Consider the following 13,360-nt stretch of genomic DNA (forward strand, 5'->3'; position numbering starts at 1 on the left):
CCACAGCGCGTCGCCCAGCGGGGTGTGGGCTATGAGAAGACGGTTCATGGATGAATGTGCTCGACGAGGTTGTCGGTCGGGCGCGCCTTGGCGCGCCCGTTCTGTCGTTGGTGCGAGGTCTCAGAGGGCCGGGCGGATGAGGATGTCTACCCGGCGGTTGACCGCGCGGCCTTCGCGCGAGTCATTGGGGGCGATCGGCTCGGCTTCGCCGTGGCCTTCGAAGGCGACACGCGATTCCTCGATGCCGAGCGCGATCAGAGCCTCGCTGACGGCCTTGGCGCGTTCGGTCGACAGGTTGATGTTGCGTTCGGGGCTGCCGAGATTGTCGGTATGGCCGATGACCAGAAGCGCCAGTGCCTTGCGCGGGGCAAGGCTTGCGGCAATGTGTTCGAGCACCGGCAGCAGCTTGTCGTTGAGCTTGACGGTGGCGGTGCGAAAGGTCTGAGCCGAGCGGATCTGGACCAGCACGTCCTTGTTGCCGAGCTCGGTGACGCTCAGGTGGGGATCGCGGCGCAGGGCTTCGATGGCTTCGAGGCGTTCGAGCTGCCACTGAGCCATGGCCTCCGCGGCGGGATCGGGCTTGACCTCGGGGGCGGGCTCGGGTTCGGCCACGGGCTGAGTGGTGACGCAGGCACTCAGGACGAGCGACAGCGCGAGCGCGGGAAGAATCTTGGCGAGGGACAGCATGGGTAATCTACTCCGGAAAGGGATGATGGCGGCGTATGGTGCGGACGGGGGCGGCCGTTGGGCCTAGTTCGAGTACATCGACGACACGATGACATTCACCTGATCGATGTCGACGCCGTTCAGGAAGTCCTTCAGTGCGTTCAGCGCGGCGACGCTGTTGGAGACGAAGTCGGTGCCCCGGGTCTTGCCGACCAGCAGGCAGCCGTCGGTGTTCTCGGGGTAGTTGCCGTTGTGCATGAGGATATAGCGGCTCTGCGGCACGACGGCGTTGAACAGGTGCGGGACGGGGTTGTAGGGGGCGACGCCGCTGAGGCTGGAGTCGTGCCAACGCATCTGGTAGGTGCCTTCCGGGATGCGCAGGCGCAGGTTCGGCGTGCTCGAGTCCGGGCCCGGACGTTCGAGAATGAAGCCCTTGAGGTCGCCACCGTCGACGCTGTATTCGGAGATGGTGGACTGAGCGGTCTGCCACTTGCGGACGATTCTGATGAGGGTGTTTGCCATGGTCGAGTGCTTACTTGAGGGTCGGTTGTTGCCGTGCGGAAAAGTGCGCACGGCGCCGGGGGTCAGTCGGGTTCCGCCACCTGGTCGCGCATGACATATCCGCGCGCGGGATTGGCCGACGGGAGCGAGATTTCGATCCAGCGGTCGTCGTAGGTGGACAGTTTGTCGACAGTGGTGCCGGGATAACGGGTACCCAGAACGGGGCTTCCGGCATCGGGACGGGCAAAGATCGGTACCGGTCGATTTGCGGCGGACACGATCAGCAGGCGCTGTGGCGGCAGCATGGCGCAGCCCTGATCGCCGCTCGCCAGGGCTTCGGGCAGCGCGGTGAGCACCTTGGAGCCGTCCGGGGTGAAGGCGGCAAGGTCGATGTAGTAGTGCGTGCGGTCGCAGTCGACGGCCGAGAGGATGTTGCCGGCGTTGAGCCTTCCCCTGATCAGGACGGTGCCTTCCTGGTAGCGCAGAAATGACTCGGGAATCTGCGCCGGCGGAAAAGTGGCCCGCAACAGGGCCTCGCCCGAAGCGGCTGAGAAATACGCAGGTTGCGCGGACTTGGGGTCGATCGAGGCAAAAATGTCGAAGTGTCTTGCATCCTGGCGGATACGGGCGTCAAGGACCGGGTCGGCAAGGTGCGGGAGGCGGTTGATCGCGTCCGCCTCGGCATGAAAGCGGAAGGACAGCCGCTTTTCCTGAATGCCCGTGACCGCATCGGGGGCGGGCGACCAGTAGGCCTGCAGATAGCCGTCGAGCTCGATCGTGCCGCTGACGCGGATGCGATCTTCGCTGCCCGGGTGGACGTCGAGTACCGCAACCTGCGCTGTAGTGACAGGACTGCCAGCTGCCGCAGTGGCAGGGCCGGGGAGACTTGCTGTTGCCAGGACCAGACCGGCTATTGCCAGGGTCCGGGCTGTGATCGATCGCATCATTGAGCGTCCGTATTGAATCCGGGTTGAGGGGGTGTGCGTTCGGCGCCATCGCGAAAACGCTGCGTGGACGCATCTTCGATGTTCTGTGCGGAGCGGGGGCGTACTTTCATTCGTCGTAGGGAAAACGGGCGCCTGGGCATGCGAATGCCGCCGCCCGCGGCCGGCGCGCTTGCACGCGTCGACCGCTGGCGGCGGCTGGTGTCGATCAAGCCATGTTCTGCTTGACGTCCCAGGTGCCGGTCACCGAGGCGCCCATCGAGCCGTCGGCGTTCTGTTCCTTGACCTCGACCTTGATCTTCGAATACGAGATGGAGACGTTTTCGAGCACGCGCGCGGTATCGGTGGTGCCCGACGGTCCGGCGAAGGTGATGATGCAGTCGGTCAGGGTGATGTGCATGTATTCCTGCGAGCCGTCACCCGACTTGCAGCACGACACTTCGACCGAGCTCAGGTGCTTGCCCGATGCGCAGTACTGCATCAGGTTGGGCGTGGCCTTGTCGACGTAGTGGGTGAAGGTGATGGCGTCGAAGTTGGCCTTGCCGACGCCGCCGCCGCCGCCGGTGAACACCGACGAGGACTGCGACACGGCGTAGTTGAACGACAGGACGTCGATCCAGCCGGCGTGTTTGGAGTCTTTGGATTCACCGTCGATGCCGGTGATCTTGATGTAGAAGTCCTGCAATGATGCCATTTGATAGCTCCTGTAAAGTCAGGTTGGTGTAATTGGCCAGGCCAATCGGGGTGCCCGATATGCGTTAGCTTGCGGACGATTCCTTCACCGAGGGCAGCTTGGATACGAGCCGCAGGCTCATGGTCAGGCCCTCGAGTTGATAGTGGGGACGGAGGAAGAACTTGGCCCCGTAGTAGCCCGGGTTGTCAGGGACTTCTTCGACGACGACTTCGGCGGCAGCAAGCGGCTTGCGTGCCTTGGTTTCCTGGCTCGAGTTCGACGGGTCGCCATCGACGTAATTCATGATCCAGTCGTTGAGCCAGCGCTGGACGTCGTCACGCTCCTTGAACGAGCCGATCTTGTCGCGCACGATGCACTTCAGGTAGTGGGCGAAGCGGCAGCAGGCGAAGAGATAAGGCAGGCGCGCGGCCAGATGGGCGTTGGCGCTGGCGTCGGGGTCGTAGTACTCGGCAGGCTTTTGCAGGCTCTGCGCGCCGATGAACGCCGCAACGTCGGTGTTCTTGCGATGGACCAGCGGCATGAAGCCGTTCTTGGCCAGCTCGGCCTCGCGTCGATCGGAGATGGCGATCTCGGTGGGGCACTTCATGTCGACGCCGCCGTCGTCGGTGGGGAAGGTGTGGCAGGGCAGGTCTTCGACCAGACCGCCGGATTCGACCCCGCGGATCGAGGTGGCCCAGCCGTAGTACTTGAAGCTGCGGTTGATGTTGACCGCCATGGCGTAGGCGGCGTTGACCCACAGGTACTTGCTGTGGTCCGCCCCCTCGGTGCGTTCCTCGAAGTCGAAGTCGTCGATCGGGTTGGTCTTGGCGCCGTAGGGCAGGCGGCCGAGGAAGCGCGGCATGGCGAGGCCGATGTAGCGCGAGTCGTCGGTGGCCCGCAGGCTGCGCCAAGGCGCGTATTCGGTGTTCTCGAAGATCTTGGTGAGGTCGCGCGGGTTGGCGAGCTCTTGCCAGGAGTTCATCTGCATGACCGCGGGGTCGGCGCCGGCGATGAAGGGGCAGTGCGCGGCGGCCGAGATCTTGGCCATTTCGCCGAGGAGTTCGACATCCGGTGCGCTGTGATCGAAGTGGTAGTCGCCGACCAGGCAGCCGTAGGGGGCGCCGCCGAGCTGGCCGTATTCCTCTTCATAGATGCGGCGGAAGATCGGGCCCTGATCCCAGCCGATCCCCTTGTGCCGCCGCAGGTTGCGATGCAGCTCTTTCTTGGAGATGTTCATGACCCGGATCTTGAGCATCTCGTCGGTTTCGGTGCTGTTGACCAGATAGTGCAGGCCGCGCCAGGTCGATTCGAGTTGCTGGAACTCGGGGTGGTGGATGATGTGGTCGATCTGTTCGCTGAGCTTGCGGTCGATCTCGGCGATGATGGCCTCGATGGAGCGGTAGGCGTCGCCGGAGAAGGTGACTGCCGAGCCCAGTGCCTGCTCGGCAAGCGTGCGCACGGCGCCTTCGACAGCGGTGCGTTGTTCGTCGGACTTGGGCTTGAACTCCTTCTCGAGCAGCATGGCCAGATCGGAGCCGCTCGTGGTGGTCTCTTGCTGGAGGTCAGTCAGGGTATCGGTTTGGCGCATGGGATCAGCTCTCCTGGTCCTTGTCGTCCTGCGGTGCAGGTGGGTTGGCGCGCGGAAGGCCGGCGAGGGCCTTGAGCAGGGTGGGGTCGCGCAGGACTTCGGCGAGCAGGTTTTCTGCGCCGCTCTTGCCGTCCATGTAGCTGAGCAGGTTGTTGAGCTCGGTACGCGCTTCGAGCAGACGGCGCAGCGGTTCGACCTTGCGCGCGACGGCGCCGGGGGAGAAGTCGTCCATGCTGTCGAAGGTAATATCGACGGCGATTTCACCTTCGTTGGTGAGGGTGTTGGAGACGGGGAAGGCGACCCGCGGTTTGACCGCTTTCATGCGGTCGTCGAAGTTGTCGATGTCGACCTCGAGAAACTTGCGCTCGGACACCGCCGGCAGCGCCTCGGCAGGCTTGCCGGAGAGGTTGGCCATGACGCCCATGACGAATGGGAGCTGCACCTTCTTTTCCGAGCCGTAGAGTTCGACGTCGTATTCGATCTGCACCCGGGGGGCGCGGTTGCGGCCGATGAACTTCTGGCCGCTCTTGCCTTTCGCTACGTCATTACGCGTTGCCATGGTGTGCTTCCTGTCTGGTTGTCTGAAGTGGGGGAAGATCAGTTGCCGGCACTCGAACCCGCGAGTTGCTTGAGTTGCGTCATGCCTTCGGGGGCGAGCTCGGCCATGATTTCGATGAAGTCGAGGTCGGCGAGACGCTCGATGCGCCGGATCAGCAGGGGCGCGGGATGCGAGGGTTCGTGTTCTTCGAAGTAGCGCCTGGCGAGCGACAGCGCGCGGAAGGCGTCGGCCCGGCTGGAGATGTCGCCGAGTACCGACCTTGCGTTCCGGGATACCTGGGAGTCGGCGGCATTGGCGGTGCTGGCGGCATCGGGCAGGGCGTCGGCGGGCGCGTCGTCATGCGCGACGCCGCCACCTGTCGCGCGCTTGAGCCGAGCCAGCATGTCATGCAGGCGTGAGAGGTCGGGCCAGTATTCTGCTTCGACCTGCGCGCGCCACCGGGCTTCGATGTGTTCAAGGGTATCGGCCGCCTTCGCGATGGCGGCGAAGCGCTCGTCGTTGCCCTGGCGCTCGGCGTCGATGATGCGGGTGAGCTGGTCGAGCGAACCGACCTTTGCGCCCGTGGGCAATTGCAGCCCGCGCAGCACGGCTTCGGCGTCATCCACGGTGATGACGCCGATCCGGCTTTCCATCAGGGTGGCCTGGCGCAACGCGCGGATGAGGCCGCCAGGGTCGGCGAGTGCGGCGACGGCGTTGGCCCTGGGCAGGGGGTCGTATTCCCCGTCGAAGCTGAGTCCGGGGTGGATTTCGGTCCAGTATCGAGACAACAGCTCGGCCACGACGTGGAGCCCCTGGCACAGCCCCGGGATGCCATGAACATGCGTGGCGGCGAGGACGACGGCGGCGGCAATCCGCAGGTCGCGCGTTTCGGCCAGCAGCGAGGTGCCGGTCTTGAGGACATTGCGCCAGTCGGGCTCGTAGGCCGGCAGGGTGCTGTCGCCGAGTTGCTGTTCCGGGCGCGCCAGCGCGAGATCGAAGAAGGCGGCGAAGCGCGGCGTGTATTCCAGGTCCGGACCGCATGCGCTGCCGTCGGCAACCACGTCACCCAGGATGGTGGGGGCGAAGATCGAGGCGATCGATTCGCTCATTGGGATCTCTCTCCGTGGAGGAGGCGCGAGACGGCGTCAGCCGCCAGGTCGGGGCATGTGTGCCGCGCTCGATGACTCACTTTGGGGCTCATGGCACGCATTGTTGTTCGGTAACGAAATGATAAATGTGTATCAGGGTGCGGATTCTGAATTCGACGCTATCAACATGTCAAGTGACAATGCTTAAAGGATATACCAAGGTGATATGAAATGTTGCTATTTGCGGACGTGTTGGATATGCTCTCGGCGTCGTTCGAACTGGTGCGGTATCGGGTATGAAATCTGGATTTTCGAATCCCTCGGCATGGGGGTGGATGCTGTTGGCGTTGGTGCTGAGTGCGTGTTCCGGCAGCGTACGCAAGGAGCTCCCGGTGCCGTTCGAGCTGACCATCGTGGCGTCCGAGCGCCTGAATCCAACCGAGCTGGGGCGGCCGTCACCGGTTGTCGTGAAGGTGTTCGAGCTGGCCGACCGGGGGTTCTTCCGCTCTGCGGATATCTTCACGCTGCTGGGCGATGAGGGGGCTGCCCCCCATGCGGAGGTCATCGACGTACAGGGCTTCTCGATGATGCCGGGTGAAATCAGGGTGGTCCGGCGGTTGGCGACGCTGGGCGCCCGTTACATCGGTGTCGTGGCGGGCTACAGGGATGTCGAACGCTCGGTGTGGCGCGACGTGGCGGTGCTGCCGCCGCCGTACTACGCAGGCAGGCTGTGGTCGGACGGCGTGTCGCCCGAGCGCAAGTACGACGTTCTCGTCGGGGAGCGAGCAGTGACGATCAGGGAAACAACGAAATGACTGCCTGAGCGCGGTTGTCCGGTCGATTTCAAGTGCCCGCTTTGCACGTTGTGTGGCGCCCCCGTTGCGGACTGTCGCATCGAGGGGGCGGGCGGGAAAGCTCAATTGTCCAATCAGCGACGCGGTGGCGCGCTGTTCGGGATGCGTGCGGGATAGGTATGAGTTTCAGGCACAAGGTGGTTTGGTCAGAGGGGATGTTTCTGCGTCCCCAGCATTTTCAGCAGCAGGAGCGTTACCTGGAGGCCTATGCGCACCTTCGTGTCTCGGCTCTGGGTGACTTCCAGTGGGGGTTCGTCGAATTGGAGATCGATGACGATGCCCTGGGTCTGGGGTGCGTTGCGGTACGTCGTGCCCGGGGTGTGTTGCCCGACGGGCTGCCTTTTTCGCTGCCGGCGGATGGGGCTGACGGACTGGCGATCGATATTCCGTCGGGCGCGCGCGACGTGAAGGTCTGCCTGGCGCTGCCGCCGGTGCGGGAGGGCAGCGAAGCGCTCATCTTCGACGACGATCCCAAGAGTAATGCGCGCTTCGTTGCGCGGCTGGAGGAGGTTGCCGACGCCAATGCGATGGGGCAGGCGGGGGCAGAGATCCAGACCTCGAGAGCGCGTTTCAGGCTCTTGCTGGAGCCCGATGTGCCCGCGGGCTGGAGCACGCTCGGCGTGGTGCGCGTGCGTGAGCGGCTTGCCAACAACCAGGTGAACCTGGACCACGACTATGTGCCGCCGATGCTGAGTTGCAGGCAGCATGCCATCCTGGACGGCTATGTTCGCGAGGTGGCGGGGCTGCTCGGGCAGCGTGGCGAGGCCTTGGCGCTGCGCGTGTCGTCCGCGGGCAGGGGCGGGGTATCCGAAATCGGTGATTTCCTGTTGCTGAAGCTGGTGAATCACTGGCTGCCGTTCATGCTGCATCTGAATCAGAGCGAGGTCGTGCATCCGGAACGCCTCTTTTCCGAACTGCTGCGACTCGTCGGCGAACTGTCGGTATTTTCAAACCCGAACCGGCGACCGAATACCTACCCGGCCTATCGACATGACGATCTGCAGGCCTGCTTCGGACCCGTGATGGTCGACCTGCGGCGGGCGCTCGCGCTTGTGCTCGAGCAGACCGCACTGCGTATCGCGCTGGAGGAGCGCAAGTACGGGATCTGGACCGCGCTTGTCCCGGACCGCTTGTTGTTCAAGACCGCTTCTTTTGTCCTCGCCGCGCACGCAAACATGCCGCCGGAGCAGCTCCAGTCGCAGTTCCCGACGCAGGTGAAGGTCGGCACGGTCGAGAAGATCCGGGATCTGGTCAATCTGCACCTGCCGGGCGTTCGCCTGAAGCCGCTGCCGGTGGCGCCAAGGGAGTTGCCCTATCACGCGGGCTATCAGTATTTCGAACTCGATACACACCACGAATTGTGGAAAGAGCTCGAACGCAGCGCAGGAGTGGCCCTGCACATCGCGGGTGACTTCCCGTCACTGGAACTCGAATGCTGGGCGATCCGGCGCCAGGGCTGAGGCACAGAAACACATGGATGTTCGGTTGAGTCTTGTTGCAATCACGGCTGGAGGCGCCCGGCCGTGACTCAGAATAGTCTTCTTTTCGGGCTGGATGGCAGCGTACCGGGGGGGCAGCGGCACGAAAGCCGCGGCCCGACCCATCGTCAAGATGGCGAGCCGGTGAGTCTGCCGTCGTGGAGCGACAATCCGCTCGTCGCGGCGGCAGACAAGTTGTTGAACCTGTTGTCCCGCATTCCGACCGTCACCAAGCTGGATGACCCCGGTACGCTGCGCGAGCGACTGCTTCACGAGTTGCGTGCGTTCGAGCAGCGTGCGCTGGCGGCAAATGTCTCGCGCGAGGAGGTCATCGGTGCGCGCTACTGCCTGTGCACTGCACTTGACGAGATGGCGGCGCAGACGCCCTGGGGGAGCCAGGGGGTGTGGGGACGTCACAGCCTGCTTGTGACCTTCCACAACGAGACCTGGGGGGGGGAGAAGTACTACCAGTTGCTTGCCCGCCTGGCCCAGAATCCCGAACGACATCACAACCTGATCGAGTTGCTCTACTACTGCAACGCGCTGGGGTTCGAGGGCAAGTTCCGTGTGGTCGAGAACGGCCACTCGCAGCTCGAAATCCTGAAGCGCCGGGTTGCCGGTCTGCTGGGCGCCGGATCGGCGGGCTATGACCGTCGCTTGTCCCCCCATTGGGAAGGTGTGGCGACCACGCGCGACACCTGGCGCCTGGTTCCGGCCTGGGTGGTTGCGAGCATTTGCGCGTTTCTTGCGTTTCTGGCCTTCATGTGGTTCGTGTTTTCGCTTGCGCCACCGTCCGATGCGCTGTTTGCGCGGCTGGCGGGGCTCGACATTCCGCGCCCCGAGCTGAAGGCGGTGAGCGAGCCGCCACCGCCGCGGCTGCGCCGCTTTCTCGAAGCCGAGATCCGTGCCCGCATGCTCGAGGTGGAGGATCTGGCCGACCGAAGCGTCATTACGCTGGTGGGCGATGGCCTGTTCGATTCGGGCAGCGTCGACATCCAGGCGCGCTACTTGCCCGTGTTCGCCCGGATTGTCGATGCGCTCAACGAAGTGGGTGGCAGCATTCTGGTGAGCGGCTATACGGACAGCCGGCCGATGCGAAGCGTTCGCTTTCCTTCGAACTGGCACCTGTCCGAGGCGCGTGCCCGTGCGGTGGGCGAGCTGCTTGACGCCCGCCTTGCGGTGCGTGGCCGGGTCAGAACCGAAGGTCGCGGCGAGGCCGACCCGGTGGCGTCGAATGACACTGCGGAGGGGCGCGCGCGCAATCGTCGCGTGGTGCTGACGCTGATGCTGTCGGCCGAAGAGATTCATCGCCAGATCAACGTCGCAGCCTTGCCTGCCGCGGAGGCCGCGCAATGATCTATTCCCTGTTTCGCCGCATGCTTTCGGCATTGCTGTCGCGTGCGTTCTGGACCGTGGTCGGGGTGGTGTTTGCATCCCTGCTGATCTGGTTCGTCGGCCCGATCGTGGCCTTCGGCGAGATTCGCCCGCTCGAGAGCGTGTCGGCCCGTATCTGGACGATTGTCGTCCTGGTCGCGTATTTCGTGCTGCGCTACTTCGTGCGCAGGTGGCGCAAAGGGGCGACCAATGCGCGGATTGCGGACCGCTTGAGAAATACCTTGCTGCCCACGCGCGCCGACGAGTCGGACGAGGCGCGCATGCTCCGCCAGCGCTTCGACGATGCCTTGAAGATTCTGCGCCATGCGCGATTTGCGAAAGGCGGCACTTCGTTCGTGTCGCGCTTGATGGGGGGCGGACGCTACCTGTATGAGTTGCCCTGGTACATCATCATCGGCGCGCCGGGGGCAGGAAAGACCACCGCATTGCTCAATTCGGGGCTGTCGTTTCCATTGGCCAAGTCGCATGGCAAGGGGGCGGTAAAGGGCGTTGGCGGCACACGCCATTGCGACTGGTGGTTCACCGACGAAGCGGTGTTGATCGATACCGCTGGTCGGTATACGACGCATGAAACCGATGCCGAGGCGGACAAGGCCGAATGGCAGAGCTTCATGGGGCTTCTGCGCAAGACGCGCGCGAGCCAGCCACTCAATGGTGTCCTGCTCACGCTTTCCGTGTCGGAACTGCTCGATGCCAGTGTCGAAGCGCGCAAGGCCCATGCCGAGACGCTGCGGATGCGGCTCGACGAGCTGCGTAACGATCTTGGCATCGAGTTCCCGGTGTATCTGCTGGTAAACAAGTGCGACCTGCTGTCCGGTTTCGACGAGTATTTTGCCGCGCTCGATCGCAGCGGGCGCGAGCAGGTGTGGGGTTTTACCGCGCCCTATGCCGATGGCGCCGTCAATGTGCTGGATGCCGACGCGATCAATGGCGAGCTCGCTTTGCTCAAGAAGCGCGTGCACGAGGGCCTGGTCGACACGCTGCAGGGCGAGCCGGAGTTGGGCCGACGCGCGCTCATCTATTCGTTTCCGCAGCAGTTTGCCTTGCTGTGCGATGTGATCGGCGAGGTTGCGGCGGCCGTGTTCGCCGATTCGAGGTTCTCCAGTGCGCCGCTGCTCAGAGGGGTGTATTTCACCAGCGGAACCCAGGAGGGCACGCCGCTCGACAGGGTGCTCTCCATCATGGGGGCGCCGGCGCCGCGTCCCGAACGGCGCGTGGCCGGTCAGGGGAAAAGCTATTTCCTGAACGAGCTGCTGACGCATGTCGTCTTCGAAGAGGCGCACCTGGCGGGGAAGAACCGGCGTGTGAGCCGTCGGCAGCGTCTGCTTGCGATCTCTGCATATGGCCTCAGTGCCGTCCTGCTCGTCGGTGCGCTGGCAGCCTGGACGGTGAGTTATCGCAATAACCTTGCCTACCTTGCCGAGGTCGATAGCAAGACGGCACGTCTCGAAGCCCATTTGCAGGCGCTCTCGCCAGAGGTCGACGGCAATCTCTATGCGCTGCTGGGTACGCTTTCCGAAGCCGAATCGGTTGCCGATGCCACGGCCTTCCCGGTGGCCCAGCCTCTGCTTGCGTGGACCTTCGGTCTGTACCAGGGAGACAAGCTGCAGGCCGGCGCGCGTCCGGTGTACGAGGCATTGCTGCGGGAGCGTCTTGCGCCTGCCTTGAACGTACGCCTTGAGAATCTGCTCAGGACGGTGGCGGTCGAGGACCTCGAGTTCGCCTACGAGATTCTCAAGGCCTACCTGATGCTGCACGACCCCGCCCATTTCAACGCCGACGAATTCAAGGCCTTCGTCATGGCCGATTGGGACTACAACATGCCTGCCGGTGCCGCTGCCGGCGAGCGGGCAGCGCTCGAGCGCCACGTCAGCGCGCTGGCCAGCCTCGGTAGCGTCGCCTCGGGGACGGCGGTGAATGATGCGCTGGTGGCATCGACCCGGGCCAGGCTGTCGCAGTACTCGTCGGCGCAACGAACCTATCGGCGTCTGGTACGCGCATTGACGAAGAATGCACTGCCCGATTTCTCGGTGGGCGGCACGGTCGGGCCCGGCGCGCCGACCGTTTTCCGCCGGGTGAGCGGGCGCCCGCTCACCGACGGGGTCGCTTCGCTGTACACCTACCGCGGCTACCACGAACTGTTCGAGAAAGAGGTCGCGAATGTCCTGCGCTACGTCGGCAAGGATGAATCGTGGGTGCTGGGCGTTTCCGAGAAAAATGCCAAGGACCGCGCCGAGGCACTGGCCAGCGGCGAATTGGCGCTGGAGGTCAAGCGTCTGTACATGTGGGACTACGTCGCGCGTTGGGAACAGTTTCTCGACGATGTCGACATCGTTGCGCCGACCACACTCAGCGCGGCAACCGAGCTTGCGAGGATTCTCTCGTCGCCGGATTCGCCATTGTCCCGGCTGATGCTTGCGGTCGTGCGCGAAACGACCCTGCTCAAGCAGGACAAGAACGATGCCCGCGCCGAGTATTCGATGCTCGACCGCGTGCGGCGCACGGCGAAGGCGACCAGCGACGATGTGACCCGGATCGTGGGGCCCAGCGCGCTGCCCGGAAGAATCGGCCCGGCCGAGCGCCCCGAACTGATCGTGGACAATCGCTTCGAGTCCCTGCGCCGGTCCGTGGGCACGGGGACGGACGGTTCTGCCGCATTGGGGGGCTCAGCCCAGGGTCTGTCCGAGTTGTATCTGTTGCTGAGTTCGGCCGAGGCCGCGCGGGCAGGCGGCTACCCGCCCCCGAGCAGCGATCTGCCGGCGCGCCTGCAGGCCGATGCCGCACGCCTGCCGCAGCCGGGACGGCGCCTGCTGGAGACGCTCGCGAACTCGGGGGCCACGCTGGTGGCACGTGAAACCCGCGTGGCCAAGAGCAAGCAGTTGGTCGGCACCGTCACGCGCAGTTGCCGCGAGGCGATCGAGGGGCGCTATCCGTTTGCGCAAGGGGTGTCCAGCGAGGTGGCGGTGGGCGACTTTACCCGTCTGTTCGGTCCTGGCGGCATGTTCGACAGCTATTTTCAGACTGAACTCGCGCCCTTCGTCGATGCCTCGACCAACCCATGGAGATTGCGTCCCGGCGCTCAGGGGGGGCTTGGTGCGGGGGGCGCGTTGAGTGCATTCGAGCGCGCGGACGTCATCAAGGACGTGTTCTTCCGCAGTGGCTCGGGGGCGCCGACGGTGACCGTCATCATCAAACCCATCGTGATGGATGCGTCGATCACCAGCCTGGTACTGGATGTGGATGGACAGGTTGTGCGTTACCAGCACGGGCCGCAGGTCGGCCACACGCTGCGGTGGCCCGGCCCCAAGGGCAGCAACCAGATCCGGGTGGCCATGGAGCCCGCGCTGGCGGGGCAGTCGTCGGGTCTGGTCGTCGACGGGCCATGGGCGCTGCACAGGCTGTTGGACAAAGCGGAAATCATCGCTGGCGACAGCCCCGAGCGTTTTCGGGCAGTGCTCGACGTCGGTGGCCGCCATGCGACTTTCGAGATTGCTGCCAGCAGTGTGAAGAATCCGTTCCGCCTGAAGGAAATGAGGGAGTTCAAATGTCCGACAGGTCTGTGAGCGTGGCTTCCCGTCGTGGCGGGCACTCGGTGCCGGTGCGGCAGGGGCGGGGCCGCAACAGCATTCGTTCGA

General features: G+C 64.4%; 11 protein-coding genes. 4 read left to right on the top strand and 7 right to left on the bottom strand.

All coding sequences use genetic code 11. The annotated features are described in order from the left end of the window. Window positions 1–120 precede the first annotated feature (120 nt). The 7 genes from J5J83_RS01540 to tssA form a co-directional block, all read right to left on the bottom strand. Complete coding sequence (locus J5J83_RS01540; RefSeq protein WP_212344423.1) at window positions 121–687, bottom strand: OmpA family protein; 567 nt, start codon at window positions 685–687, stop codon at window positions 121–123. 63 nt (window positions 688–750) lie between these two features. Continuing rightward, on the bottom strand, window positions 751–1,188 hold the full coding sequence (locus J5J83_RS01545; protein ID WP_212344426.1) for a DUF5675 family protein: 438 nt from the start codon (window positions 1,186–1,188) through the stop codon (window positions 751–753). A 62-nt stretch (window positions 1,189–1,250) separates the two neighbouring features. Then, window positions 1,251–2,114 carry an SH3 domain-containing protein gene (locus J5J83_RS01550; protein ID WP_212344428.1) on the bottom strand — a complete coding sequence of 288 codons (864 nt, stop codon included), beginning with the start codon at window positions 2,112–2,114 and terminating at the stop codon, window positions 1,251–1,253. Window positions 2,115–2,319: 205 nt separating this feature from the next. Further along, window positions 2,320–2,805: a type VI secretion system tube protein Hcp gene (locus tag J5J83_RS01555; protein WP_212344430.1), complete on the bottom strand. Its 486-nt coding sequence runs from the start codon at window positions 2,803–2,805 to the stop codon at window positions 2,320–2,322. Between the two features lie 64 nt (window positions 2,806–2,869). After that, window positions 2,870–4,372 carry a type VI secretion system contractile sheath large subunit gene (tssC, locus tag J5J83_RS01560; protein ID WP_212344432.1) on the bottom strand — a complete coding sequence of 501 codons (1,503 nt, stop codon included), beginning with the start codon at window positions 4,370–4,372 and terminating at the stop codon, window positions 2,870–2,872. 4 nt (window positions 4,373–4,376) lie between these two features. Then, complete coding sequence (tssB, locus tag J5J83_RS01565) at window positions 4,377–4,931, bottom strand: type VI secretion system contractile sheath small subunit (RefSeq protein ID WP_212344434.1); 555 nt, start codon at window positions 4,929–4,931, stop codon at window positions 4,377–4,379. A gap of 38 nt (window positions 4,932–4,969) precedes the next feature. Then, entirely contained in the window at window positions 4,970–6,019 is a 1,050-nt protein-coding gene (tssA, locus tag J5J83_RS01570) for a type VI secretion system protein TssA (protein ID WP_212344437.1), read from the bottom strand. 275 nt (window positions 6,020–6,294) lie between these two features. On the opposite strand from tssA, the gene tssJ reads away from it, so the two are divergent. The 4 genes from tssJ (at window position 6,295) to tssM (ending at window position 13,288) form a co-directional block, all read left to right on the top strand. Beyond that, a complete protein-coding gene (gene tssJ, locus J5J83_RS01575; RefSeq protein ID WP_212344439.1) occupies window positions 6,295–6,813 on the top strand; it encodes a type VI secretion system lipoprotein TssJ in 519 nt (172 codons plus the stop codon). Window positions 6,814–6,971: 158 nt separating this feature from the next. Then, window positions 6,972–8,312, top strand: a complete 1,341-nt coding sequence (tssK, locus tag J5J83_RS01580) for a type VI secretion system baseplate subunit TssK (protein WP_212344453.1) — start codon at window positions 6,972–6,974, stop codon at window positions 8,310–8,312. Window positions 8,313–8,375: 63 nt separating this feature from the next. Further along, the gene (locus J5J83_RS01585) at window positions 8,376–9,686 is read left to right on the top strand and encodes a DotU family type VI secretion system protein (protein ID WP_212344457.1); all 1,311 of its coding nucleotides are present in this window, start codon (window positions 8,376–8,378) and stop codon (window positions 9,684–9,686) included. Next, window positions 9,683–13,288: a type VI secretion system membrane subunit TssM gene (tssM, locus tag J5J83_RS01590; RefSeq protein WP_212344459.1), complete on the top strand. Its 3,606-nt coding sequence runs from the start codon at window positions 9,683–9,685 to the stop codon at window positions 13,286–13,288. Before J5J83_RS01585 ends, tssM begins: the two co-directional genes overlap by 4 nt. The last annotated feature ends 72 nt before the right edge of the window (window positions 13,289–13,360 follow it).

This window comes from Azoarcus sp. L1K30, from assembly GCF_018122735.1.
Lineage (GTDB): Bacteria > Pseudomonadota > Gammaproteobacteria > Burkholderiales > Rhodocyclaceae > Parazoarcus.